The organism is Oryzomonas japonica, assembly GCF_008802365.1.
Lineage (GTDB): Bacteria > Desulfobacterota > Desulfuromonadia > Geobacterales > Pseudopelobacteraceae > Oryzomonas > Oryzomonas japonica.
Genome location: NZ_VZQZ01000007.1, coordinates 247,222 through 273,002, shown reverse-complemented (window position 1 = coordinate 273,002; position 25,781 = coordinate 247,222). Strand labels below are relative to the sequence as shown.

At 56.8% G+C, this 25,781-nt stretch carries 27 protein-coding genes; 4 read left to right on the top strand and 23 right to left on the bottom strand.

The genetic code is table 11. The features are described 5' to 3' along the window. Positions 1-275 precede the first annotated feature (275 nt). From F6V25_RS12540 to F6V25_RS12530, 3 genes are all read left to right on the top strand, one after another. Entirely contained in the window at positions 276-1,238 is a 963-nt protein-coding gene (locus tag F6V25_RS12540; RefSeq protein WP_151128892.1) for an ABC transporter ATP-binding protein, read from the top strand. Further along, positions 1,235-2,221, top strand: a complete 987-nt coding sequence (locus F6V25_RS12535; protein ID WP_151128891.1) for an ABC transporter ATP-binding protein — start codon at positions 1,235-1,237, stop codon at positions 2,219-2,221. Before F6V25_RS12540 ends, F6V25_RS12535 begins: the two co-directional genes overlap by 4 nt. Before the next feature lie 105 nt (positions 2,222-2,326). Continuing rightward, positions 2,327-2,599: an ArsR/SmtB family transcription factor gene (locus F6V25_RS12530; protein WP_151128890.1), complete on the top strand. Its 273-nt coding sequence runs from the start codon at positions 2,327-2,329 to the stop codon at positions 2,597-2,599. 13 nt (positions 2,600-2,612) lie between these two features. Here F6V25_RS12530 and F6V25_RS12525 read toward each other — a convergent pair whose 3' ends face one another. From F6V25_RS12525 to rfbB, 9 genes are all read right to left on the bottom strand, one after another. After that, on the bottom strand, positions 2,613-3,464 hold the full coding sequence (locus tag F6V25_RS12525) for a methyltransferase domain-containing protein (RefSeq protein ID WP_151128889.1): 852 nt from the start codon (positions 3,462-3,464) through the stop codon (positions 2,613-2,615). After that, positions 3,418-4,242, bottom strand: coding sequence for an alpha/beta fold hydrolase (locus tag F6V25_RS12520; RefSeq protein WP_151128888.1), 825 nt, complete (start codon positions 4,240-4,242; stop codon positions 3,418-3,420). The genes F6V25_RS12525 and F6V25_RS12520 overlap by 47 nt, the downstream gene beginning before the upstream one ends. Further along, on the bottom strand, positions 4,242-5,417 hold the full coding sequence (gene bioF, locus F6V25_RS12515) for an 8-amino-7-oxononanoate synthase (RefSeq protein ID WP_151128887.1): 1,176 nt from the start codon (positions 5,415-5,417) through the stop codon (positions 4,242-4,244). The genes F6V25_RS12520 and bioF overlap by 1 nt, the downstream gene beginning before the upstream one ends. A 110-nt stretch (positions 5,418-5,527) precedes the next feature. Then, positions 5,528-6,685, bottom strand: coding sequence for a sensor histidine kinase (locus F6V25_RS12510; protein WP_151128886.1), 1,158 nt, complete (start codon positions 6,683-6,685; stop codon positions 5,528-5,530). 11 nt (positions 6,686-6,696) lie between these two features. Next, positions 6,697-7,773: a mannose-1-phosphate guanylyltransferase gene (locus F6V25_RS12505; RefSeq protein WP_151128885.1), complete on the bottom strand. Its 1,077-nt coding sequence runs from the start codon at positions 7,771-7,773 to the stop codon at positions 6,697-6,699. Positions 7,774-7,787: 14 nt separating this feature from the next. Continuing rightward, entirely contained in the window at positions 7,788-8,300 is a 513-nt protein-coding gene (locus F6V25_RS12500; RefSeq protein ID WP_151128884.1) for a hypothetical protein, read from the bottom strand. A gap of 19 nt (positions 8,301-8,319) precedes the next feature. Continuing rightward, complete coding sequence (locus tag F6V25_RS12495) at positions 8,320-8,679, bottom strand: cupin domain-containing protein (RefSeq protein ID WP_246152898.1); 360 nt, start codon at positions 8,677-8,679, stop codon at positions 8,320-8,322. 20 nt (positions 8,680-8,699) lie between these two features. Then, positions 8,700-9,527, bottom strand: a complete 828-nt coding sequence (gene rfbD, locus F6V25_RS12490) for a dTDP-4-dehydrorhamnose reductase (RefSeq protein WP_151128883.1) — start codon at positions 9,525-9,527, stop codon at positions 8,700-8,702. After that, positions 9,524-10,594 (bottom strand): dTDP-glucose 4,6-dehydratase, encoded by a 1,071-nt coding sequence (rfbB, locus tag F6V25_RS12485; RefSeq protein ID WP_151128882.1) that lies wholly within the window; start codon positions 10,592-10,594, stop codon positions 9,524-9,526. The genes rfbD and rfbB overlap by 4 nt, the downstream gene beginning before the upstream one ends. Positions 10,595-10,766: 172 nt before the next feature. On the opposite strand from rfbB, the gene F6V25_RS12480 reads away from it, so the two are divergent. Next, positions 10,767-10,949: a hypothetical protein gene (locus F6V25_RS12480; protein ID WP_151128881.1), complete on the top strand. Its 183-nt coding sequence runs from the start codon at positions 10,767-10,769 to the stop codon at positions 10,947-10,949. A 6-nt stretch (positions 10,950-10,955) separates the two neighbouring features. On the opposite strand, the gene F6V25_RS12475 is transcribed toward F6V25_RS12480, so the two are convergent. The 14 genes from F6V25_RS12475 to F6V25_RS12410 all read right to left on the bottom strand — a co-directional run bounded on the left by F6V25_RS12475 (position 10,956) and on the right by F6V25_RS12410 (position 25,713). Beyond that, a complete protein-coding gene (locus F6V25_RS12475) occupies positions 10,956-12,089 on the bottom strand; it encodes a glycosyltransferase family 9 protein (RefSeq protein ID WP_420849984.1) in 1,134 nt (377 codons plus the stop codon). 14 nt (positions 12,090-12,103) lie between these two features. After that, entirely contained in the window at positions 12,104-13,456 is a 1,353-nt protein-coding gene (locus F6V25_RS12470; protein ID WP_151128879.1) for a protoporphyrinogen/coproporphyrinogen oxidase, read from the bottom strand. Then, positions 13,453-14,598: a glycosyltransferase family 4 protein gene (locus F6V25_RS12465; RefSeq protein ID WP_151128878.1), complete on the bottom strand. Its 1,146-nt coding sequence runs from the start codon at positions 14,596-14,598 to the stop codon at positions 13,453-13,455. The genes F6V25_RS12470 and F6V25_RS12465 overlap by 4 nt, the downstream gene beginning before the upstream one ends. Before the next feature lie 26 nt (positions 14,599-14,624). After that, positions 14,625-15,461 carry a glycosyltransferase gene (locus tag F6V25_RS12460; RefSeq protein ID WP_151128877.1) on the bottom strand — a complete coding sequence of 279 codons (837 nt, stop codon included), beginning with the start codon at positions 15,459-15,461 and terminating at the stop codon, positions 14,625-14,627. Positions 15,462-15,498: 37 nt separating this feature from the next. Then, positions 15,499-16,635, bottom strand: a complete 1,137-nt coding sequence (locus tag F6V25_RS12455; protein ID WP_191966179.1) for a glycosyltransferase — start codon at positions 16,633-16,635, stop codon at positions 15,499-15,501. A gap of 5 nt (positions 16,636-16,640) precedes the next feature. Further along, positions 16,641-17,360, bottom strand: a complete 720-nt coding sequence (locus tag F6V25_RS12450) for a class I SAM-dependent methyltransferase (RefSeq protein ID WP_151128875.1) — start codon at positions 17,358-17,360, stop codon at positions 16,641-16,643. Beyond that, complete coding sequence (locus tag F6V25_RS12445; protein ID WP_151128874.1) at positions 17,357-18,736, bottom strand: methyltransferase domain-containing protein; 1,380 nt, start codon at positions 18,734-18,736, stop codon at positions 17,357-17,359. The genes F6V25_RS12450 and F6V25_RS12445 overlap by 4 nt, the downstream gene beginning before the upstream one ends. Continuing rightward, positions 18,733-19,662: a glycosyltransferase family 4 protein gene (locus F6V25_RS12440; RefSeq protein ID WP_151128873.1), complete on the bottom strand. Its 930-nt coding sequence runs from the start codon at positions 19,660-19,662 to the stop codon at positions 18,733-18,735. Before F6V25_RS12440 ends, F6V25_RS12445 begins: the two co-directional genes overlap by 4 nt. Before the next feature lie 153 nt (positions 19,663-19,815). Beyond that, positions 19,816-20,928 (bottom strand): glycosyltransferase family protein, encoded by a 1,113-nt coding sequence (locus F6V25_RS12435; protein ID WP_151128872.1) that lies wholly within the window; start codon positions 20,926-20,928, stop codon positions 19,816-19,818. Continuing rightward, a complete protein-coding gene (locus tag F6V25_RS17295; RefSeq protein ID WP_151128871.1) occupies positions 20,925-22,223 on the bottom strand; it encodes an ABC transporter ATP-binding protein in 1,299 nt (432 codons plus the stop codon). The genes F6V25_RS12435 and F6V25_RS17295 overlap by 4 nt, the downstream gene beginning before the upstream one ends. Before the next feature lie 3 nt (positions 22,224-22,226). After that, the gene (locus F6V25_RS12425) at positions 22,227-23,051 is read right to left on the bottom strand and encodes an ABC transporter permease (RefSeq protein WP_151128870.1); all 825 of its coding nucleotides are present in this window, start codon (positions 23,049-23,051) and stop codon (positions 22,227-22,229) included. Between the two features lie 4 nt (positions 23,052-23,055). Then, positions 23,056-23,958 carry a glycosyltransferase family 2 protein gene (locus F6V25_RS12420; protein ID WP_151128869.1) on the bottom strand — a complete coding sequence of 301 codons (903 nt, stop codon included), beginning with the start codon at positions 23,956-23,958 and terminating at the stop codon, positions 23,056-23,058. Further along, positions 23,955-24,833, bottom strand: a complete 879-nt coding sequence (locus F6V25_RS12415) for a decaprenyl-phosphate phosphoribosyltransferase (protein WP_151128902.1) — start codon at positions 24,831-24,833, stop codon at positions 23,955-23,957. Before F6V25_RS12415 ends, F6V25_RS12420 begins: the two co-directional genes overlap by 4 nt. 37 nt (positions 24,834-24,870) lie before the next feature. Continuing rightward, positions 24,871-25,713: an HDOD domain-containing protein gene (locus F6V25_RS12410; protein WP_151128868.1), complete on the bottom strand. Its 843-nt coding sequence runs from the start codon at positions 25,711-25,713 to the stop codon at positions 24,871-24,873. Between the last annotated feature and the right edge of the window lie 68 nt (positions 25,714-25,781).

Below are 25,781 nucleotides of genomic sequence, written 5' to 3'. Positions count from 1 at the left end.
ATTACAACTCGGAAAGGCCGCACAGCTCACTGAACGGCATGGCACCGACTGAGTTTGCAAGAACATTTGAAAAAGAACAAAAGACCGAAAAACCTAAGCAAGAACTGGTTCTATTGAAGGGGTAAGGTCACGGCCACTGTGGGGCCGTTCCGAAAATTTACCGTTGTAAAGTGGCGGGAGACTGGTTACACTGACGCCGCAATGACTCGTCACGACACCACCATATCACTGTTTCGTCCAACACGGCCCCAATCACCTTCCGGCAGGGGACGCTGGTGAGCACACTCCTCTCGATCAAAAACCTGAGCACCTGTTTCAGAACACCGCACGGAGTCCTGACGGCGGTCAACGACGTCAGCATGGAGGTCGACAGGGGAAGCACCGTTGCCCTTGTGGGCGAATCGGGATCGGGCAAGTCATTGACCGCCCTCTCCATCATGCGGCTCATCCCCTCGCCAGGTTTCATCCGCTCCGGCGCGATCACCTTCGACGGGGCCGATCTCGTCCCGCTCCCCGAGGATGCCATGCGTTCCATCCGGGGCAGCAGGATATCCATGGTATTCCAGGAGCCCATGACCTCACTCAACCCGGTCCTGCGCATCGGGGAGCAGGTTGGGGAACCGCTCCGGCTGCACCGGGGCATGTCTCGCCGCGAGGCGGCCGAATACGGCGAGGAGTTGCTGCGCAAGGTGGGGATACCGTCCTCCGGCGACCGCATGCGCGACTACCCCCACCAATTGAGCGGCGGCATGCGCCAGCGGGTGATGATCGCCATGGCCCTGGCCTGCAACCCGGCGCTCTTGATAGCCGACGAGCCGACGACCGCCCTGGATGTCACTATCCAGGCCCAGATTCTTGAACTGATCGACTCCCTCCGGCAGTCGGCGGACATGGGCATCCTGCTGATCACCCACGATCTGGGCATTGTGGCCGAGCGATCCGAGAGAACCTGCGTCATGTATGCCGGCCGCATCGTGGAATCGGCCCCGACAGCGGAACTCCTCGGCGTCCCCCGGCACCCCTATACCGCTGCACTTTTGGCATCCCTTCCCCAGAACGCGCAACCGGGACAGCCACTTACTACCCTTCCGGGGCAGCCTCCCGGCCTGACCAAAGAACTGTCCGGTTGCGGCTTCTGCGAGCGCTGCCCCGTGGCCTTCCCCCCATGCCGGACCCAGGTCCCCGAGCTGGAGGAGGTTTCTCCCGGACACTACGTACGCTGCTGGAAACGCCTATGACACCGAATCAGTCACTTCTCAGCGGAATAAAGCTCCGCAAACAGTTCCGGGTCAGTGCCGGACCCGCCTCGCAAACAGGGCTGCTCACCTCGGTTGACGGGGTTGACGTGGAGATCGCCAGGGGAGAAACCGTCGGTATTGCCGGTGAGTCCGGGTGCGGGAAATCGACCCTGGGCAAGATACTGGCCGGCCTTATGCCCCCCGACGGCGGGGAGGTCCGTTACTGCGGCAGGGCGATCCACACGCTTCCTCCGGCGGAACGGGAACGATTCCGCCGGCGGACTCAGATGATCTTCCAGGACCCCTTCTCCTCCCTGAACCCGCGCATGCGCATCGGCGACTCCATCGCAGAACCGTTGATCATTGACGGAGGCAGTTCACGGCAGGCGATACGCGCAACAATGCTGCAGCTCTTGGAAACCGTCGGTCTGAAGGCGGAGCACGCCAACCGTTTCCCCGACGAATTCTCCGGCGGTCAGCGCCAGCGCATCGGCATTGCGCGCGCTTTGGCCTCGTCGCCCGAGATCATCATCGCCGACGAACCGGTTTCCTCCCTGGACATCTCCATCCAGGCCCAGATCATCAATCTTCTCCAGACCATGAAGTCCGAACACCACCTGACCATGGCCATCATCTCCCACGATCTTTCGGTCCTGCGGCATATCTGCGACCGGGTGCTGGTCATGTACCTGGGGGTGATCGTCGAGAGTGCGTCGGCAGCCCAGCTCTTCCAGCAGTATCAGCACCCCTATAGCGAGGCGCTGATCGCAGCCATCCCGCGCATCAGCGGCCAGCCGGGACACACGGCGGTCGTCCTTGCCGGCGACCTCCCGTCTCCCCTGGCCATCCCCCCGGGATGCCGTTTTCACCCCCGCTGCCGCTATGCCGTGGAACTCTGCCGCACCACCCCGCCGGTGCTGGAAGAAAAACGGGACGGCCACTTTGCGGCCTGCCACCTGAGTAAGGACATCTTCCCCGGCTGACCGGCCACCTGCCTCAGATATTATCAATTACTCCGGGACTTTTCTCCTTGACAGCCTAAAAATCAATATATATTCTTTTTCATAATCTTTTATACGAGGCAACCCATGGAATTCAGCGTCAATAAACAATTTGCAGCCGAGGCGGAGGTTTTGAAGGTACTGGGCCATCCGATCAGGCTCAAGATCGTGGCCGGCCTCTGCACCCAGGAATGTAATGTGAAACATATCTGGGAGTGTCTCAACCTGCCCCAAGCCACGGTATCCCAACACCTGGCCCTGTTGAAGCATAAAGGGATCATCGAGGGTAAACGGGAAGGGGTCGAAGTGCACTACAGCGTCATTCACCCCCTGGCCAAGAAGATTATCGCCGCACTCTGACTGATGGTGGAGTTTATGCCGGTTTTACTATGAGGTAGATTACCTCATAGGTTGCAGGGATCTTTCCATCCACAAAGAAGCGCCGCTGGTAGGCCTCGGACATATCCTTGAGAATGCCGCGCCACCCGAGCCCCCCGGCACCACCCCGCGACGCCGCACCGGCGCCGATCCCCTTGATGGACGAGAGGAGCCCCGGCACATCGGGATGATACTCCATCTCGGTCTCGCTGGTCACCAGCGCTTCCCCGACGTCAAGCCGCTCCACCGCCTGCCGCACCGCCTCGATCCCCATGAAACGATGCAGACGCCCCATACGCGGGTCGTCTCCCGACGTACGCCGGGAGAGCGCCTCGCGGTAGCACTCCTGCAATTCCCACAGTGTAGTGCCTCCAAAAAAGGCCAGGGCGATCACTCCATCCCGCTTGACCACCCTCCGGCACTCTTCGAGACAGCCATCCAGGGAATCGAGCCATTGCAAAGTCGATGCTGAGACCACAAGATCGAATGCCCCCCCCTGGAAAGGGAGATGTTCTGCGTCGCCATTGACGAGCAGGCACCCCTTCCCCCCCTTGGCGCCGGCCTGGACGAGCATATTGAAGGCCAGGTCGAGCCCGCAGCACATGGTGTTTGGATAGCGCCGCTTCAGAGCGCCCACCAGCGCCCCGGTGCCGCACCCGATATCCAACGCGGTGCGGGGAGCCACGTTGATATGTGCCTCCAACAGTTCCATAAGGCGCCGCACCACCCGCTGTTGCACGGAAGCGAACCGGTCGTATGCATCAGCATGCCGGTGAAATGATCTGCCGACCTTGCGCCTGTCAAACACTGCCCTGCACCTCCCGGCAGAAATCCGTAAGACGGGCATTTACTGCGTCGCAATGGGTCAGGAATGGTGCATGACCGCAGCCTGCATATGTCACATGGCGGCAGGAGGGTATCCGTTCCGCCATGTAGGCCGAAGCCGGAGCGGGACAGATCGGATCGAGTCCGCCACTGATCACCAGGGTCGGCAGGTCGATGGCCGCAAGCTCTGACCTCACGTCGGCCTCCGCGAGCGATGTCAGGGATTGAAGCGCCACCTCCGTTTCCGGAGCCGGTATCCCAGCCACCAGGGCACGGACCTCGTCCGAGCGGTCAGTCCCGACCAGTTCGCCGGGGGCGAACATGCGTGCGGCAAACCCCTCAAGGGCCCGTTTCAGGTTGCGACGGACCTTGAGGGCCATGCCCTCGGCCTCGACCGGGGAGAGCCCATGGGGGAAATCCGCCCGGGAGGTGAAGCAAGGCGTACCGCAGATCAGTGCCAACCCGTCCAGCCGTTCCCTGAGCAGGGGTACTGCGCTTATGGCCACTTGGGTGCCCAGGGACCAGCCCGCCAGGATGGCGCCATGCAGGTCGAGATGGCGGAAAAGCGCCGCAAGGTCGGCAACGAAGGTCTCACGGCAGCATTCGGCGGAGCCGTGTGGGGAATCCCCGTGGCCGCGCAGGTCCGGAGCGATCACGCGGAAACCGTCAGAGAGCCGGTCGAGCTGGAAGCGCCATATGGCAGAGGACATGCACCAGCCATGGATCAGTACCAGGGCAGGTCCCTGCCCCTGTTCCCGATACCAGAGGCGTTCACCGCCACACCCTTCATACCACGGCATCAGATAACCCCCAAACGCCGGCCGACCGCAATGATCCGCTCCGCAGCCCAGGTCAGGTCGTCGCTGCCATGGGTCGCCATGAGGGTAAAACGGAGCCGGCAGGCACCGGCAGGTACGGTGGGGGGACGTATCCCCTGGACGTATAATCCTTCATCCAACAGCATCTCGGAAAACCTCATGGTGGTGTCGGCCTGCCCGGTCACGAGCGGTACGATCTGAGTGGCCCCATCGGGGAGCGTAAAACCGGCCGAGCGCATGCTGTTTCTGAACAGGTCGCTATTGCGGCGGAGCTGCTCCCGCCGGTTCGCCCCTTCCGGCGACTGCACCAGTTCGATGGCCGCCAGGGACGCCGCCAGCACCGACGGCGGCAGGGAGGTGGAAAAGATAAAGCTGCGGGCCCGATTGAGCAACAACTCCCGCAACTCCTGCGAAACAGAGGCATAGGCGCCGTAACTCCCCAGGGCCTTGCCGAAGGTCCCCATGAGGACATCCACACCCTCCGTGATGCCCAGCATCTCAGTCGTCCCCCTCCCCTGTTCGCCGAGAACCCCGCTGCCGTGGGCGTCATCCACCATCAAGAGCGCCCCATGGGCGGCTTTGAGCCCGACCAGTTCCCTGAGGGGGGCAATATCGCCATCCATGCTAAAGACGCCGTCCGTAACGATCAGGGCGCGCCCAGAACCCCGCTGTTTTTCCAGCAACCGGGCCAGGGCGTTGTGATCGTTATGGGGATAGCGCACCAACTGGGCGCCGGACAGAAGCGCGCCGTCAATGATGCTGGCATGGTTGAGCCGGTCGGAAAAGATGATGTCGCCGCGCCCGACCAAAGCCGAAATGATGCCGGTATTGGCGGCATAGCCGCTGTTGAAAAGCAGCGCAGCCTCGGTATGTTTGAAGCGGGCAACCGCAGCCTCCAGGCGCTCATGCAGTTCCATGGTGCCGGACACGAGCCGCGAGGCGCCGCTCGAAACGCCAAACTGCGTTGTTGCGTTGACCGCAGCCTCGATCAAGGCCGGATGGTCGGCAAGCCCCAAATAGTTGTTGGAGCAGAGCAGCAGCACCTTTTTACCGCCCATCTCCACCCACGCCGATTGGCGTCCCTCGATAAGATGCGTCTTGCGGTACAATCCCCGCTCCCGAATCTTCTCCAACTCTTGTTGAATAGAAATTTCCACAGCTCCCCCAATAGTCAACCGACACAAGCGTACGGGTTGACGAATGTGACAAAAAAAACAGCATGAATTCTGTGCAGTTAGTTCACCAAACCCATGAACCGCACCGGGCTCTAACCAAGGGGCAGGGCAAACGTAAAGGTAGTCCCTTCATCCTGACAACTTTTGAAGGAAACCTTGCCCTTGAGATAGCGTTCTCCGAACAGTTTCATGCTGTACGTGCCGATACCGCGACCCGACAACGATTTTGTGCTGAAGGAGCGCTTGAACAGTTGCAACTGTACCTCCTGCGGGATGACACCCCGGTTATGCACATCAATGGTTACCCAGGCGCCATCCGTATCCGCCGAAATGGTCACCACGCCTCCCACCGGCGTTGCCTCAAGGGCATTCAGCGTCATGTTGCCGACGATCCGCCGCAGGATGGCCGCGTCGGTGGTAACGGTGCAATCAGGCCCATCCTTCAGCACCAGGTTCCTGCCGGGGGTTTTGTCGTGATAGTTGAACAGCCGGGTGGTTTCCTGTAGTACCGCCCGGATGCTTACCGGGGATATTTCCGGTACAAGCTCTCCCTGTTCCGCTTCCAACAGGTTGCGTTGGCCCCGAATCTCGTCCAGCAGATTTTCCGATAGTGCCACAAGCCAGGCGACATACTCAGTCTGCACGCGCTCCGGCACATCTTCCTGTTCCGCCAGGAGAGAGGCCAAACCATGAATGCCACCCGTCGTGTTGATGACGTCGTGGAAAAAAAGGCGTTCCAGGACCTGACGACGCTTTTCACTGCTGATATCCTGGAGCACCATTACGGTGAACTTCTGGTCATGGATCTGCAGCGGGGTTGCCGTTGCCTGCATATCGAGGGCAAGAGCCTGGTCCCCCTGCAAGGTGACCAAGCACTCCCGCACGATCGGCCCGCCGCTTTGTTGGCTATCCAAAAGGGCGAGTACAACGCCGCATACGGAACAATAGGCTCCCGTACCGCACCCGCCGGGTAAATCGCCAACATGAACGCAGTTAAGCGCTTCGCCGAGGCGCTTGCCTACCAGCACTGCATCGTCGGCAGTCCCGATAAGCGTGAGCACGTTACGGTTCAAGGCCACGATCTGCCGCTGTTCGTTCACCAGCATCGCATAACCCGGCATGGCCTGGATGAGGGCATCCACAACCTCTTCACGGAGAACGGCGCGCCGCTGTTCCGCCAGGAGCTCGTTGGAAGCCCGTCCGGCAGGGGCAAACCGGGTCACGGGAAGAGCCGAATGTTCGTCTGTCATGAAACGCCCTCCTACAGACAGGAAGTAAGTCCGCGCTCCGCCAGTTGTTCGACAACCTTTTTCACGTCCTGAGCCCGCTCACGATCGCATACCAACAAGGCATCGGGGGTTGAAACCACCACCAGCCCCTTGACCCCGATCGTGGCCACGACCTTGCCATCGGCGTAGATCAGGCAATCGGTCGAATCTATCGCGACATGACCGGCGGCATTGATGCACACCGTACCGGAGGCATCCGGGGCAACCACCTCGGGCAACGCGCTCCAGCTCCCTACGTCGCTCCATCCCATTTCGACCGGCACCACCTGCACCTTGGAGGACTTTTCCATAACGGCATAATCGATGGAAACACCTTCAATCGAGTCGTACATCGCCTTGATCTGCGCTGCCAGATCGGAGAGTTCCCACACATCGCTGGTAAACGAGATTCCCGACAAGGCCCACCCCAAGTCGGGCAGATAGAAGGCGATCTCGCTCAGGATCGTATCGCAGCGCCAGATGAACATCCCGCTGTTCCAGAAGAAATTGCCCTCTTCCAGATAGCGGATCGCCTGTACAAGGGGCGGCTTTTCCACGAAGCGGCGCACCGGGAACGGTCCGTCGCCCCGCAGTTCCAGATCGGCCTCGATATAGCCGTAGCCGGTCTCGGGGCGGGATGGCATGATCCCCAGGGTCACCAGGTAACCATTGCGCGCCGCATGACCGGCATGGACCAGGGTTGCCCGAAGGCTCTCCTCGTCCTTGATGAAATGGTCCGCAGGCAGGACCGCCATGATCCCGGTCGGGTCATGGGCGGCAATGATGGCGGCGGCGAGCCCGATGGCCGGGGCGGTATTCCGGGCAGACGGCTCAGCGATGACATCGATGGGCACATCCCGGTACCGGGAGAGTTGCAGTTCGGTCTCTTCGGCCTGAATCTGGTTGGTGATCACCAGGATGCGTTTAGGGTGGAGCGGCAGCACCCGCTCCACCGTCCGCTGGAGCATGGTCCTGTCCCCGGTGATGGAGATGAGCTGTTTGGGACGCGCAGCCCGGGACAGGGGCCAGAAGCGGGTGCCGGAACCGCCGGCAAGGATCACGATGTACACGAAGAGCCCCTTCCTTACTTGTATTGAATGCGGTCTATGAAGTCGGCCACTTCCCGGGCCAGGCTGCTGAGGGTCTCACTGGTGTCGAAGACATCCCACAGGGTTTGACGGAAATAGGCGACCTCCTGGCCGGTGGCGCCATCGTACAGTGTTGCCGTGATGGAGATGCGGAAGCGCCCGATCCTGGTAAAGCGTCCCTTCAGCACAAGCGTCGTCCCGGTTACCTGACCGTCGCGAGCCACCTCCTGATAGGTATGCCGTGAGCGGACGTAACGCTCTATCTGCTCGGCAAATTCCGCCGGCATCTGGGCATAGCGCCGTTCGCGCTCGCCCATGCGCCCTTCCGGGACGCTGGTGTACAATTCGCGATTCAGTTCGAAGTTGCGGATGACCAGGGATTTATAGGTTGCCATCGGTTGCTTGTTGGTGACCACCTCCTCGTCCACAACCGTCGTGGATGTGGTGGCGCAGGCCGGCAGCACCAGCAGCAAAAAGATGATAGCGATATATTTTAAATAGTTAGACATGTATATCCGCAGCAGAACGTTAAGAGGCATCGGGCAAAGAACAACGGTTGTAATCATCATCAAAACGGACGATATCGTCTTCACCGAGATACTCGCCGCTCTGCACCTCGATGATTACCAGAGGGATCTTCCCCGGATTTTCCAGGCGGTGGTTCTTCCCGATCGGGATAAAGGTGGATTCGTTGACATTGACGAAAAACTCCTCATCGCCACAGGTGACCTTGGCAATGCCGGATACGACGATCCAGTGCTCGCTGCGGTGGTGGTGTTTCTGCAACGACAAACGTTGTCCCGGCTTGACCTCGATGCGCTTGATCTTGTAGCTGGCATTCTCATCCAGTACAACGTATTCCCCCCAAGGGCGTTCTCCTCGTTCCATGAACATCTCCCTGTAAACAGTTATTTTCTCAATTTCAAATACGACCGCAGCGCATCCCGCCACGGCTGCGGCCGATAGCCGCCGTCACGCGCCAGCTTGCCGCAGTCCAGCGTTGAATAGAGCGGGCGCCTCGCCGGACGGTTCAACTGCTCGGTGGTCATGGCAGTGACCTTTACCGCCATACCCGCCTCCTGAAAGATGGCGCGGGCAAAATCGTTCCACGAACAGTACCCCTCGTTGGCGGCATGGTACACGCCCCGGCACCCCTTTTCCAGCAGAGCCACAACGGCGTGGGCCAGGTCCACGGTCCAGGTGGGCGAACCGACCTGGTCGTCCACCACCGAAAGTTCATCCCGCTCTGAGCCTAAGCGCAGCATGGTTTCGACGAAGTTCTTGCCGTGGAGGCCGTAGAGCCATTGGGTGCGCACGATCAGGTGATCGGGGTTGACGGCCGCGTTCATCTCGCCGGCCAGCTTGGACTCGCCATAGACGCTGAGGGGGTTGGGGGCGTCGTCTTCCAGGTAGGGAGTGCCCTTGCTGCCGTCAAAGACATAATCGCTACTGATCTGGACCAGACGCGCTCCGATCGTGCGGCTCGCCATGGCCAGATGGCCCACCCCTTCCCCATTGACCCGCATGGCGGTTTCCTGATTGCTCTCGCAACCGTCCACGTCGGTGTATGCGGCGCAATTTATCACCACCGACGGACGTACCGCCGTGAGAACGCGTTCCACGGACTCCAGGGAGGTGATGTCGATCCCATCGATATCCACCCCCCGTCCCCGGTCGCCGAGCAGGGGCATCAAATCCCGTCCCAGCATGCCGTTGGCTCCAACCACCAGAATCATTGTTTGCCCCCGTATTGTTGTGTGTAGTATTCGCGGTACGCGCCGGAGGTGACCTCGGCCACCCACTCCTGATTGGCCAGGTACCAGTCGATGGTCTCGGCGATGCCCCGCTCAAAGGTGTAGGCAGGCCCCCAGCCCAGATCGCGCTTCAACTTTGAAGCGTCAATGGCATAGCGACGATCATGGCCGGGACGGTCCTTTACAAAAACGATCAGGCTGCGATTCTCGCCGGCGGAACGGCCCAACCGCGCATCCAGCAGGTCGCAGACCAGATGAACGATATCGATGTTCTTCCACTCGTTGTTGCCGCCGATGTTGTAGACTGAGCCGGGGGCGGCATGTTTCAGAACCGTCTCCACCGCCACGGCGTGGTCGCGCACATGCAGCCAGTCGCGCACATTGAGACCATCGCCGTAAACCGGAAGCGGTTTTTTGGTAATGATATTGTGGATCATGAGCGGGATCAGTTTCTCGGGGAAGTGGTAGGGGCCATAGTTATTGGAACAACGGGTATTGAGGGTCGGCATGCCGTAGGTTTCGTGATAGGCCCGCACCAGCAGGTCCGCGCCGGCCTTGCTGGCCGAATAGGGGGAGTTGGCGGCCAGAGGGGTCTGTTCGGTAAAAAAGCCGGTTTCGCCAAGGGAACCGTAGACCTCGTCCGTCGATATCTGGAGATAGCGAAAATCAGGCACCGCCCCGGACTGCCAGTGTCGGCGACTCTCCTCCAGCAGGACCTGCGTCCCCAGCACATTGGTGCGCACGAAGATCTCGGGACCGGTAATGGAGCGGTCCACATGGGATTCTGCGGCAAAATGAACCACCGCATCGACCGACCGTTCCTTCAGAATGGTCGCCACCAGGGAGGCATCGCAGATGTCCCCCTTGATGAAACGGTAGCGGGGGTTATTCTCCACTGCGGTCAGATTTTTCAGATTGCCCGCATAGGTCAGGCAATCCAGATTGGTCACGTCGCAGCCGGGGTTGGCGGCGATGAAGGAATGGATGAAGTTGGAACCGATGAAACCGGCGCCACCGGTCACGAGAAGGGATGTGGGCTTGAATGGCATCTCGGCGTTTCTCCTCATTGAAAAAAGGTATTAACCGAAAAAATGTACCATATTTGTCGGCGGTCTGCGAATAAAAAATACTCGCCGGACCAGCGACAGAGCCCGGCTCTTGCCCGTATGATGATATTGGTATATAGAAACAGAGAACATATCTCAACAAAGGAGGGAAAACATGACGACAGCAACCTGCCGTTGCGGCGCAACCACTCACAGCCACATGTGTATGCTCAGAAGCAACGGAAAAACAGAGGAGATCGCGCGCATCACCACCGCCCCCAAGTTCTACTGCTTCACCTGCGGCGCTGAGGCCAATTGCGCCGAGAATCTCTGCGAACCTGCGCCCATCGAGGCCTAGGAGACGTTAGGAACGCCGTTCCTCTCCTTCTTTGTTCCGATAACAGGAAGAAGGAAGGCCCCCCGTGGCAGTCAGCAGGACGGTCACGGCGTTGCAGACCTCATCGACGGTGATGTCCCGCATGCACCGGGCAGCGATGGGGCATGGGGGCGTGGTGCCGAAGGTTGTGCAGGGGGAACAGGTGAGCACCTTATCGATCACCAGATGGTGCTCTCCCCGCGGCGCCCATTTTTTCGCCCTTCCCGGCCCGAACAACGACACGGTCGGAACCCCTAGCCCCACGGCAATGTGCAACACGCCGGAATCACCGCTTACCAGCAGGACGCTTTTCTGAATAACCGCCGCGGTTTCGGACAACGAGGTCCGGCCCGCCAAGTTCAGCCCCGCCCCGCCGGCAACGATAATCTCTCCCTGCCGCTCGTCTTCTCTGCCCCCCACCACGACAACCGCTATCCCAAATGCAGTCAGCATTTCAGCGACTTTCCTGAACCTTTCCGCTCCCCATTGTCGTTCCGGGATACTGGCGCCGGGGAAAATGATCACGTATGCCTTTCCTTTGATCTCCCCCAGAAGCGCGTCCCCCTGTTCCACCGCTTCGCCGGGAACATCGAGAAAAGGGAAAACCACCTCGTGCGGCTCGATACCTAACGGCACAAGCAGTCTGAAAAAGCTGTCAATCTCATACTCGCCCTGGGAGTAGGGCGCGGGATGGGTAAACAGGCGTGCGCGCTCGTTAGTGGCATAGCCTATCAGCACAGGCGTGCGGGTCATGCGGGCGACAACAGCCGACAGGCGGTGCCACTGTTCGGTGTCGATGACCACATCGTAGGCGGTGCACAGGGCGCGGAACAACTCGGCCGGCCGGTCATAATGGAAGACATGGCGGATATAGGGGGAGAGGATGAAGATAGCGCTGTTGCGTTTTTCGGCGAGGATGTCGATGCCCGCGTCCGGGTATGCAGACTTGATGGCGCTGATTGCGGGGATCAGGTGTACGGCGTCGCCGATGCCACCGGGGCGGATGAGAAGGAATGAACAGGGGGGCCCAACCGGCAGTCGTTGCGGAATGAGCGCGGCACCCCAGACGGCAATCCTGCCGATACATGAATCAAGCCCTTTGAGTAGTTGCAACTTGCCCACCGGCTCAAGCCCTGTCAACCCTTTCCGTTGATAACCTTTTCTTCTGCTCCCGCCAACAACCGGTCAACCACTTCTACCCCCTGCATGAAGGAGTGATCCATGTTGCCTACCTCGTATTTCCAGGCGCCGAAACGTCCGCGGGAATAAACGTCCCTTGATTCGAGATATGGCTGGATCAGGTTAAGCGCCCTATCCCGCCCCAACGTCGGCACCGGATAGGAGTAAGGAATATCGATCAGATAACGGCTGACAATATCCTCACTCTGCCGGTTCTCGATCATGCCACTCTTGATAAGCCCCTGGATCGTTTCACCCACGATGGTCGCCGAAGACTCCGGTTTGTGTGGCGAGTAGGTGGTCTCGCACATAAGGGAAAAGGAGCGGTCCGTGTCGCTGTTAGGCACATTGTAGGGAGAATAGTTGTGGAAATTTGTCACCCGGTAGAATGGGCTGTTGTTCTCCGGGAAATACATCCAGCACTTTGTATCCGTCCGGCCCCCGTCAAACCCGAGCCCAACGATCAGACCGCCGTTATGGACCAGGCCATCCGTGGCGGTAACAACCGCTTCCGGCATGGAGTTGCATGACCTGACAAACACGTCCAGAGGAGCCGTAGTGATCAGCACATCATACGACTCCACCCTGCCGTTGGTGAACCTGACCTGTTTCGCTTCCAGATCGACCGTCTGCATCTCGTGGTTCAGATGGATCCAGTCCCTGAACGACCCGGCAATTCCCTCGTAGATCGCCCCGGTCCCTCCCAGCTTCGGAAATTTGAAGGTATTGTTCGGTCCCCAGCTCAGATCGTCCCGTTCATCGGCAATGTTTTTTTCAATGCAGGCCAGGTCCACCATGCTTACCCGCTCGGCGATCCATTCCTTGCTCATGGTTTCCAGCGGCACACCCCACACCTTGCGGTTGTAGGGCTCCATGAAGTATTTTACGATGCCGTTGCCAAAGACCGTATCCATCCAGTCGCGAAAATTGGTTGTCTGCAATGGGTTTCCCTGGAGATTACGCAGCCCTTTGACGCACGCCTGCAAGGCGTCATATGGGAGATGGCGCACATTGTTCTGGAAAGGATACGGCACCCAGGTTTGCAGGATACGGACCCAGCTCTCCCGCTGGTGTTCGTAGTACGTATCGCCCAAGGCTTTGGCAACGGCCTTGTCGAAGTATTCGTAATGAGAGAAGAGGACATGCCCGCCGACGTCCCAGGTAAAACCAGAATCATCAAGAAAAGAGGCAGAAAGGCCGCCCACATGGCCGTTGCGTTCGAAGAGCCGCCAGTCGGTGTGGCCAAGCTTGTTGAGGTGGTAGGCGGCGCCCAGGCCAGTGGGACCGGCTCCGAGGATGAGGATTTTCATGATTCACTCACTGATTTGCACAAGTCGTAGAGTTTTTGTGCCGAAGTTGACCACTTGAACATCGTGACCCTTTCCAGCCCGGCCATCCTCAATGCTTCTGCATGTTGCAGGTTGTTGAGAAGTTCTTGCATGGCAGCGGCAATGCTCTTAACCGAATAGGGATCTACGAGCAAAGCAGCATTTCCGGCAATTTCCGGCATAGCCGAACAGTTGGAAGTGATAACCGGAGTTCCGCAAGCCATGGCCTCGATTATGGGAACTCCGAAACCTTCGTGCAGAGAAGGCAACAACAAGGCAGTTGCACCATTATAGAGATAGGGCAGATCCTCATCGGAAACATAGTCGAGATAGCGTATTTTTTCCAATGGCAACCGCAATTCGTCAATTGTCTTCATTATTTCCTTGAGATACGGACGATCCTTGCACACACCCGCAAGAACAAGTATGGAATTACCATTTAGCATGGCAAATGCCCTGACAAGACGCGTGATATTTTTGTGCTTGAGGATACTGCCAACATAAAGGAAATATTCGCCATCCTGCAGACCATAGCGTGCCAATACCGGATACGGATCGCTCAGAATACGAAAACGGGCTTCATCGTAACCGTTGTATATGACGTGGATCTTATCAGGATCTATTTTATAGGTGGCCTCCAAGTCATTCTTTGTTACTTCTGAAACCGTAACAATGGCGGCGGATTTTCTCAGAATATGCGGCATTTTATGCCGGTAGAGTAATCTCCTATGAGCAGGAATCTCACGCTGACATTCTGGTACATCCTCGTCAAAATGCAGATAGTGCAGGTCATGAACCGTGACGATCTGACGTGCCGGGGGGAAAAGCATGCCGTCCTGGATGGGAAAGAAGACAACATCAGCCTTATGCCGGGCAACGAACGACCTGAATAATGTCTGGTCCCATAACCCCCGCACATAATATTCATTTTTGCCAAGAAATTGTTGTGCTGATTTCAGGATGCATGGTGCTCCCGCAAAAGGAAGACCCGCTATTGGCAGAGAACTGACAATGTTGACACTGTTATCGATACGGTATAACTCTTTACAGATGTGAAGAGCAAAACGCTCGATCCCGGTATTGCCATTTGCCGTCAGACATGTGGCATTAATAATAATATTCATTGACCGTTATGCCAATCATGATAGTTCTACTTATTAATGGCCCCATATTTAAATCTTTTTTTTAACAAACTCAATGGTTCTATAATCCATTGTAAAATTTTGTACTTCGGCACCTGATATTTAAAATAATAGTAGTGGTTTTTTTGCTCGACAGCTTCCTGCATAGCCCTGATAACTTGCTCGAAAAAAGCCACATTCAGCATTAAGGTATCTTCGTTTGAAGGGAAAAAATTCAGGCCGTAATCGATAATCCGGGAGGCATCACAATTCTGTCCCACGATGCCGATGTGCTGAATATATGAGCGTTCGGTAACAAACAGACGGACCCCCTTGGAAGACAGATACCTAGACCAGTCCCAATCATATTTGTATGAAGGCTTAACATTATTGACGATGCACTGTACGATATCGCGGGTAAAAACGGTACCGGCAGATCCTATGGAATCTTTTCTTACCATTTTCTCGTTTTCAATGACAAAATCCTCTACAGGAATATGCAAGGTCGAATTATAGCAACTGAGAACGCCATCGGTAAACGGAAGCAGCTCTCGTATCTTGGTAAGCCACTCGCCATGGAAGATCATGTCGGAATCACAATTGATCAAAACGTCGTCACCGGTTTCAAGAAAATCCAGATACATCTGCTGAATATTCAAGTCCGACCCGAGATTGCGCCTCCTTCTCCTGAATTCCGTGACAAATGGGAATTCTTTTTTGATCTCATCCACGCCGAATGCATCGCTGCAGTCGTCATAAATCCTGATGGAGCACTGTTCAAGGCCTATCGAGTGTCGCAGGGAAAGACACATTTTCCTGATATAATCGAGCCGATTAAAGACTGTAATACCAATGGTGATTTTCAATATTTTGTCCTTCCGCGAAGGATGTACAAGACGGCATCTACCCCTTGAAGGCATTTTCAATAAATCTTGTGGCATGGCTACACATGGCTTCGACACTATAACAGTCTAAAATTCTTTGTTTATTATTTTTGCCAACTTTGGCCCGGTAGTGACCGTCCATGGCAAATTCAAGTATCCGTTGGGCAAGGCCTTCCGAATCCCGGTATGGGGCAAGGAAAACCTCCCCTCCCTCCCCAAGGACCATCCGCACGCCGCTATTGTCCGAGGCAACCACGGGAAGTCCGACCGCCATCTCCTCCAAAACAGCATTGGGGCATCCTTCATGTTCAGAACAGTGCACACCCATATCGCATGCGGCAAGCAAACCCGGTACATCATCTACAGCGTCCAGTATGCGGACATCCCCGCCAAGACCAAGCTCCCGGATCAACAAACTGATGCTGTGTGCCGTTCCATCGTCCCTGCCGGCCAGAACCAGCAATGCACGGCGGTTGCATGCTGCGAGTTGGCCAACAACCCTGCGCCAAGCCCTGACAGCCGTCCCGTGGTCCTTGAGTTGGCTGAAATTCGCCACCATGCAGCCGACAAAATCGCCTTCTCCGGCACCAAGGCGGTCTCGCCAGGAAATGCGGTCGTTACGAGGCAGTTCCAGCCGAACTCCGTTCGGTATTACTGCCAAGCGCTGCCGATCCACCCTGAACCTGTCCATAAGAAAGGTGGCCGCATGGGTGCTGTTGGAGACGAAAAATGGGGTGAGTTTCACCGCCAGGCGGTGCACCACACGCGTTGGGTCGAGAAAAACACCACTATCACGCTGGTTCCAGACGCAGATCCCGGGTCCGGAAAAACGCCAGACAAGGCCGCAGAGGACATTGGGAAACCAGGTATAGGGAAGCAACACATCGGGCGCTGCTTCACGAAGTCGTCGGGAGAATCGAACAACCTCGATGAAGTCCCTTACGACTCCGGCACCAAAATTGAGGGGAATATTTTCCCATGGTATTCCGGAATCGTCGCACATCTGCGCCACCCGTCCCGGTTCACCGATTCCCCAGACTTCAATTCGGGCATGCTCCCGTTCCTGCAGGTGCCGGGCGAGAAGCATTGCCTGCCGTTCAGCGCCCCCCAGTTCCATGTTTCCCAGTAGGAATATGATCTTCTTACCGGCAAGCATGACAATTAACTCCGTCGTAGAATATAGAGGGAGCGGGGAATCGTTCCCTTCCTGCTGTAGGTTGCCTCGATTTGATAGCCGCGTGAAGCTGCAATCTCCCGCACCTCTCCCTGGCTGAAGCGATGCAGGTATTCGCTCGGGCGCATCTCCCATTCAGGCTTGCCCCAATCGGAGGTAAGGTAGCGGTTGTTGGGATGAGCATTGAAGGACTTTTCTATCGTGTCGAGCAGCAACACGCCGCCAGGAACCAGAAGCCCGCCATAACGCTCTAAGAATCGCCCCAGTTCAAATTCCGGGACATGATACGTCCAGTTGAGGGCCAGGATCAGATGGAAAGGGCCATCCGCCAAGGAACCGGGGTCGAGGGCGTTGTCGCACCGAAGCCTCACAGGAAACCCCGTTCCTTGGGCCAACTCGTTTCCGGCGACGACTGCAGCGGCGTTGATGTCAAGACCAGTGAGGGAGCCAAAACCGTTCGCCGCCAGCCAAAAAAGGTTCCAGCCGCAGCCGCAGCCGGTCTCCAGAACATTTCCTCCATGTTCAACGTTTTTTATCGCCCACAGCAAGCCGCGCCAGACATGCCAGCGGCTCCTCCACTCATCGTAAGCATAGAGGAACCATGGTTCGACCCCGTGATGCGCCAGCACGCTGACAATCTCAGGGCGTCTGAGGGATGGTTCCCGAAGCGGCAGTTGCTTCAGGCGGTCAATGAAGCGCTGGATCATGCCCTCACCCCCTTACTGAGGGCGCGATCCAGCAGGGAAATGGAGAGTTTGTAGTAATTGAAGGTGCTTTCCGGGTAGAAACGGTGATGATGGTAGCGATACCAGACGCCGGGGCGTAACCGCAGGCGGGGGAGTTCCGCCTCGAGGTGGACGCCGTCCGTGGCCAAAAGTTCCAGCCCCAATTGCCGGCAGACGTCGTGGGTGGCGGCGTTAGTCCGGTTAAAAGGGGCGATGAAATAACGGATATCCTTGTCGGGAAAGAGACTTTTGAGCAGGGAAAGACCTTCCCGTATTTCGGAGTGCTGTTCGTCGGCCGACATCTGCGAGTAGTCTGTATGATACAGGCCGTGTAGGGCTATCTGGTCAGGCGATGACCTGAGAAACTCCACAAGATCCTGGCGTTCCTCGAAACAGAGGTTTTGGGAGAGCTCACGGATACTGTCGTTCCCGAGCGTCGAGATATCCGCCTCTCCGGCATACTGGGCCACTGATGCACCGTTCGTTTCCATGGGGTTCATGGTCCTCCCCCTGAGTGTGACCCCATGCAACTGTCGGAAGCCATACTTCCAGAAAACCCGGCAAAACTCTACAAACTCCTGAAAAGGGGTATCCCACGAAACATCGTCGTTTCTAAAGAGCGGCTCCCTTTCTCCGACTTCAGAGCCACCCTGACATATTTTTTTTTCTCCCACCAGTACGAGATTTTTGTCGAGACACTCCGGCCGGGAACGGTCCTGGAGATAGAACAGGAGCCGTGTGGCCAGCGCCGACAGCCGAAGCCTGCACGACAGCGAGCCAAAAGGGCGCCAGCTTGGGAGATGGGTCCGGACTTGGGAAAACCCGGCCGCCTCCAACAGGTAGCGCAAGCTGAATTCAGTAAAACCGGTTCGATGCGAATAGTCGACGTACCTCGAATAGCCTCCAAGCAGGGCCCCCATATTGGGGGTCCTGAGGATAAGGCGGCCACCTTCCCTCAGGCTGTCGTAGGCTCTGCGAGCGAAGACGAGTGCGTCCTCGCCGGTAAAGTGCTCGACTACGTCGAAGGCAATGACCACGTCGTAGCTCGACTCATATCCTTTGAGTACATCGAGTGCGTCGCCGAGTTCTATCGATAAGAGTTCTCCTTCGCGTCGGCGCAGGAGTTCGACGATGTCCCGGTCTGCCTCGATGGCACTCAGATTCCGGTATCCCTGTTCCCGCAGGAAGCGCAGAAGAAAACCGAATCCCGGACCGATCTCCAGCACCTTTATGTCGCGACGTTCCGGAAGCAACGGCAGGAGTTCGTTGAGATAATAATATTTAGCCGCGCGATAGCCGTCTTCGTCGCCCCCACTCCTGTTTACTGCCAGCAATTGGTCCAGATAGCTTTTGGTCATTTTTTAGGCCTCGGAAGAGAAACGACGTGCTGGAGTATATCGCCAAAAACCTGAGACGTCCTGCCGAAACTCCTTGACTGAATCAAGGTGGCGTTGCGTGCGCCAGCCGCACGAACTGCCGCCAGATTATCGCGGCACCAGGCAAATGCGCGCCTGAACGCCTCCGGGGTGGGCTCAACGATCAGGCCATTTTCCCCATGCACGATGATCTCCGGAACGACGCCGACATCCGTGCAGACGGGGAAACATCCGGCCGCCATCGCCTCAAGCAGCGGCAGCGGGGTCCCTTCATGGTGGGAGGCGATCGCGTACACGTCGATGTCGTTGTAGAAGACGTTCATTCTCCTACGGGAGCGCTTCCCATCAGCCGTTATCAGGCGATAGCCCATCGCAGCCGGTTCGAGGAGTTCGGCCACCCTCTTTACCTGGTCCGCCCGGTTTCCAGCCCAGCCAATGACAAGCCCCCCGGAGCGGCGGCCCAGGTCGCGAAAGAGACGTTCGTCGTAGCCGTTCGGGACGTGATGCAACTCTGGCCTTACACCCTGTAGTAGTCCGAAGAGCCGTTGCGAAGTGCAGATCACCGCCGTGGCGTCAGCGAGGTACTTATCCGCGAACGCAGCAGGCGTGCAGGGACCGTAGCGGGGATCATCCTCCCATCGGTGGCTGGAAACCTCCTTGATCACCCGCACCCCGTGCTGAGGGAAGCGAAGGTGGTAATCCTCGCCCCAGAAGTAGACGTAGAGCAGGTCATAGGAGGAGAGATTGAGGCGAGGATTATCCCTTACATAGCGCAGATCGAAGGCGTAATGATCTCCCAGATGCCGGATGAGGCTGTGCGCACAGTGATCATAGGCCCAAGCACGTTTATCGGCGAGCAACAGAATTCTTGGCTTATTTGATCTACTTGAATCAAACGGATTCCACATCTAATTTTCCCGGATGGCTTGTCGCCAAAAGTCAACAAAATAAGCGAGAATTTTTGCAAAGATGGATCGTCAGTCAGGCCATGTTCCTTAACATTTTCCTCTTTCTTTTGCCCAACTTACGAGCTTTCCTGAAATACCGATAAAATTGCGATCTTACTGCCGATCAAAAAAATTTCGTAGGAACCGTTGTGCCATTCCTTCGCTGTTCCTAATCGGGTAAGATTTTTCAGGACGTTTTTCACCTAATATGCCTAAAACGTGTTCAACAAAGGATCGTCTTTCGCCATCGGACAGAAATTGCCGATAGGCAGCCTGCCCCTGCGTTGCGATACGGGCGAACCGGGCAGGATTCTGTACCAATTCCGTAAGGGTTTCGTCCAAATCGGAGAGATCCCACCGCAACGGCAGATAGGTCTCACCCGGAACATACAACTCAGGCCATGTTTCGAGATGTGCCATGTCCGGCTTGATCAGAGCCGCACCGCAGATAAACGCCTCGGCATCACGCCAACAGATCTCACCCCAGCCGAAGGGGCTGACCACCGCCCGGGAGTCTCGCAGCTCCTGTAGATATTTGCGGTGGCTGACCGTTACCGAGGAATCGGGATGTATCAGGTCGAGGCGTCGGCTGAGGACCTCACGGATCTGCTGTCTCTGGAAATCGATGGTGGGCAGGTAGCCGGCGCTCCCCCTGAAGGAAACATGGAAGCTCCGCTGGTGTGCCGGATCACCGAACGACCTCTGGGTCGGTTCCCTTCTGTTGTCGAGCACGTCCCCGATCAGGATGTTCCAAGCAACCCGCAGTTTATGGTCGTGCTCCGGATGCAGTACGGATCTGGGTGGAACCGGCTCGTCGTCTATACTGAAGCGACGATGGTAATAGTCGGAAAAATACCTCAGGCTGTACAACGGCTTGCGATAGATCTCCCGGTCTTTGAGCACCTGCTTCTTCAGATAGAGGTCAACCAGCGGCATGACCTCAAACAGCGTGGTCCCCGTGCTGTCCGAGGTATCCAGCCAGACCAGGCGATCACAACGGTGCCGGAGCCCGGAAAGGGCCTGGAGGCGCACCTCGGGGGGAGCCGACTCCAGGCACTCGTGTAAAACCACGATGAAATCCGCTTCAGGACATGGCTTTCTGCGTCCGAAAGGTATCCAGTGTAGCCGATAGCCACAATCTCGAAAAATGTGCTGCGTTTGCCTCAGCGGGAACAGAAATCGCAACGTAAAACGGGTACCATCATGAAGAAGGACGATATCTTTCATGAATTGTGCTGAACTAAAGTTTTCCAGGCGATAATGGTGCTCAGGTGCCCCCTTCTCGTATTGCCCCGGGTTGTCGTAAAATCATCAAGGGAGAAACGAAGGACGCGGTCCAGGTGGAGTACGGATGTTGAGTCAGGCCTTATGGTTCGATCACTCTGCGGACTGGAAAAATCCAGTGTCAAAGAGTACTCGCCATGCCCAAGCGTCCGTGGGGGGATATGGAGTTCGATATCATGCACCCCGGCACCAAGCTGTTCCAATATATTTACACCTGCATCGAAAGTATCGGAGACGAGGATGGTTTCTCCATACTGGTCAAATATCTCCACATAGCCATACATACCGGGGATACAGTGACTGATTTCAAGGGACATCAAAATCCTGACAGGTTCATCACATGAGAAAGATACCGATTCCACATTGTCTGCATTGACTAGTTGTAATGATCTTACGGACAATGGCGCGAACTCATTCCCGGCGACAGGGAGCTGTGTCTGGGTTTCTCCGGCCACCGAAGCGTTATAGACGCGTATGACGTCGGAGGAGTTTCCAAAACCGTGAATTCTACCGTGGTGGATCCATATCGAATCGTTGCACAGCTTGTTAATGGCCCCCATATTATGGCTGACAAACAACACCGTCCGCCCTTCCTTGGCCGACACATCCTCCATCTTCCCCAAACATTTCTTCTGAAACTGAGCATCCCCAACCGCCAGTACCTCATCGACGACAAGAATCTCCGGTTCCAAGTGCGCCGCAACGGCAAACGCCAGCCTCACATACATCCCCGAAGAGTAACGCTTTACCGGTGTATCCAGAAACTTCTCGATCTCGGCAAAGTCAACGATCTCATCGAACTTCTTTTTTATCTCCGCCCGTCCCATCCCCAGGATGGCGCCGTTGAGGTAGATATTTTCCCTGCCGGTCAACTCGGGGTGAAACCCAGTCCCCACTTCCAGCAGGCTGGCTACCCTCCCTTTGATACGAATGCTGCCGGTGGTCGGCTCGGTGATGCGGCTCAGGATTTTCAACAGCGTTGATTTCCCGGCGCCGTTACGACCGATGATACCGATCCGGTCCCCCTGTTTCACCTCGAAGGACACATCCTTGATCGCCCAAAACTCTTCCTGTTCCGCGCCACGTTCCGTTGCATTGCTCCGCCCCAACAATTTGCGGCCGAGATTCCGCACCCCATCGCTCAGTACATCGCGCAGGGCCACATACGGCTGTTTACCGGACTGGTGCCGCAGGAGGTATTTTTTGCCGAGATTTTCAACGGTAATGACAGTGGACATCGCTTACACCACGTCCGCAAAGCTGCGTTCCATGCGGCGAAAGTAGAATAATCCACTGGCAAGGATCAAGGAAACCAGAACGAAAGAAAGAGCGAAGCCGGGCCAGTTGACCGGGAAGGCATCGCCCAAAAGCGCCCAGCGAAAACCGTCGATGACGCCCACCATGGGATTAAGGAAGTACAGGAAACGCCACTCCTCGGGGACAATGGCGCTGGAAAAACCAACCGGCGAGATGTAGAGCCCGAACTGTACCAGAAACGGCACCACGTAGCGAAAGTCGCGATACTGCACGTTGAGCGCGGAAAGCCACAACCCGGCACCGAAGGAGGCCATGAACGCCATCATGAAGAATGCGGGCAAGAAGAGAATTCTCATGTCGGGGACAAAACGGTACCAGGCCATCAACCCGCCGAGGATGATCGCGGAGATAAGAAAATCCACCATACTGACGATGACCGAGCCAGCCGGGACGATCAGACGGGGAAAGTAGACCTTGGTGAGCAGGTTTGAGTTGTCGATCAGGGAGTTACTGCTCTCGGTGAGGGAGTTGGCAAAGAACTGCCACGGCAACATGGCCGCATAGACCATGATCGGATAGGGGACGCCGTTCGAGGGGAGCTTGGCCAGTTTGCCGAAGACAATGGTGAAGACCACCATGGTCAAGAGTGGCCGCAGCACGCTCCAGGCGATACCGATAGCGGTTTGCTTATAGCGCACCAGGATATCCCGCCATGCCAGAAAGAAAAAAAGTTCCCGGTAGCGCCAGATATCGCGCCAGTAGTGGAGTGCGCCCATGCCGGGCTTTATAATGATTTCAGGTTGATCCATCGCCTCAATTGTACTGAAAGCCTTCTTTTTTGAAAAGGGAAACAAACACCCCGGTAAAAAAACCGATGCCGAATCGCCCCATCTCCCGGCATCGCCTCATGGGAAGCAGGTATAAGGGGGCGTGTCGGGAACAGTTGAGAATGATTATGAACCAGATAGGCAAGGGGTATTTTGATTTAAGACAATAGAACGAATGCCCCACGGACTTTGGTTTGCGAAAATTCGGGACCAACAGCGGGGGATGAAAATAGTTCAGTTCCGGGACGTTTTCCGATCGCTTGCCGGCCATGAGAAACCTGACAACACACTCCACGTCCTCCTGGCCCACAAAGTGAGCCATAAATCCACCAAGTTCCGCCAGGACATCCCGACGATAGGCGGTACAGCGGCTGGTCATGAAATAGGGATCATGGAAATCGTAGTGTCCCCGGATCAAGGCGAAGCTGGCATGGCCATGGGGTACCACGGCATCCGGGCCGGCATCGCGCCCAAATCGGTCATCGAGAACCGCAAGGAAATCTTGCTGTAAGATGACGGTATCGTCGTCAAGAAAAAGGACGATCTCGCCACGGGACCGGGACAGACCGTAGTTCCTCGAATAGCCCATTCTCCCGAAGTTTTTGTCAAGGGGAAGGTAGACAATTTGGAGTTCATCCTTAAAATGTTCCGCTAGCTGCCTGCCGCCATCCGTGCCGTTTCGATCCTCGACAAGGACGACCTCAAACCGCTCCCTGTCGTAGTGCTGCTGGGCAAGAGAATGAAGGATACCGGAAAGCAGGTCGAGCCGGCCGTAGAAATTGATAATGCAGGATATGCGGATGCTGTCCCGTGCTGGGGGTACGGAACAGTCCCCCCGCAAATCAAACGGGAATACCTTGTACAACCATGTGGGCAGATGCCGTCTCATGGGACGTATATCCCCCACCCCACCATCACCGCCCAGACGAGCCCAACGATAAAGAGCGGCATATCCCGGAGCAGCGACTCGGTCGGATCGCCCCCCTTCCCGGACTGGACCCGGAGGATATAGCGCAATAGGCCGAAACAGCAGAGCGGGACCGTGTAGAGGAGCAGCGAAGAGTGGCGCGAGATCACATAGAGGGTGTACGTGACCAGCACAGCCCCTCCGGTCATGAACATGGTCCCGTCCAAAAAACCTTCAGGATAGGTGGCAAGGACCTTACGGTGATTGGCGGCAGACACGCCCAACCGGTTCTTTTCGCTGAGGCGTTTGCCGGTGCTGAGGAATACCGCCAGCAAAAATACACTCAGGAAAAGCCACTCCGAGATCGTTACCCCGAAAGCGGCGCCCCCGGCTTCGAGCCTCAGCAGGAACCCGGCCGATATGCAAAAGATATCGACCAACGCATATTCTTTCAATCTGATTGAATAGGCGCTGGAGACGGCGCCGTAAAGCAGCAGAAACGACAGGAACGACAGGGATACCATCCAGGCAAGGGCTATGGCGGCAACAGCAAGAGTAAGGGCAAGCACACGGGCGGAAAGAGGTGATATCCGGCCGGACGGCAACGGTCGCAACCGCTTTTCGGGATGGTTGCGATCATGTTCCATGTCCAGAAGATCATTGAGGATGTAGGTGGCACTTGACGCCAGACAGAAGGAGACGAACGGGACCAGCGCGGTTGGACGGACAACGGACAGGAAGAACGTCCCTCCCAGAAAGGGAGGAAAGAAAATCATCAGGTTTTTCAGCCATTGTGTCGGCCGAAGAAGTTTAAGGTACCCTTGGAGGGTGGGTAAAGACATGGCGTGCGGCACCATCTTGTGAGCGGACGCCTGGACGTCCATTGGACGAGAGTTATTCAAACACGGCTTCCCGGGATTCTTCAAGCAACGCTTCAAGTTCTGCGATCTGGAAACTGCTGAGATCAAGAACTTCCGCCTCTTTGGTTGCGATCAATTCCAATGCGGGATCGTGTTTCAGGCCGAGGCCGACCCGGCGACAGGCCAGGTTGACGAAGCGGACAATGGTCAGCATCTTGTTGACCACATCCCACTGTTCGAGATGGTGATCCCGGACCACATCGCAGTACATGGCCGGAAAATTCCAGTGCAGCATCAGGCGGTAGCCCTGTTCCACATGCATGGCCTCGAAGATATCGGAGATCAACTCTTCGTCGAACAGGGAGCTGATCACGCCGGCATCCACCAGGCGCTCGATCGCTTTGAGCAGGTAGAGTTTACCCACATCGTGCAGCAGTGCGGCCAGATAGGTTTCGTCCGCAACGCCGCGCATGCCGCAACCATGGGCAAGCCAGCGCGCGCCGAGGGCCGAGCCGTGGCTATGGAGCCAAAGCTGTTTCATGTAACGGTTGAGCGCTTCGTTTTGAGACGAGTGAATGGCGGCTTGTGAGGCGGCTATGGCGAGATTGATAACCTGTTGCGCCCCCAGCCGGATAACGGCCTCTTTAATGGTGGCGACCTTGGTGCGCCCCATATACATGGGCGAATTGGCCATCTTCAGCATCTGGGTGGCCAAAGACTGGTCCTCGATGGCCACATGGGCGACTTCATCCACCGTAAAGTCATAATCGGAAAGCATTCGTTGCAGCTTGATGGCAACGGGATGAAAGATCGGCAGTTCGATAGGCTGCGAAGCAAGCAGTTTTCTGACAGTTTCCGGTATGACGGCGATGGCCATAGACAAACTTCTCCTTCGCAGAAGGGGTTGACAGCACTGACTGTCGCTTTTTCAGCTATTTTTTCTCC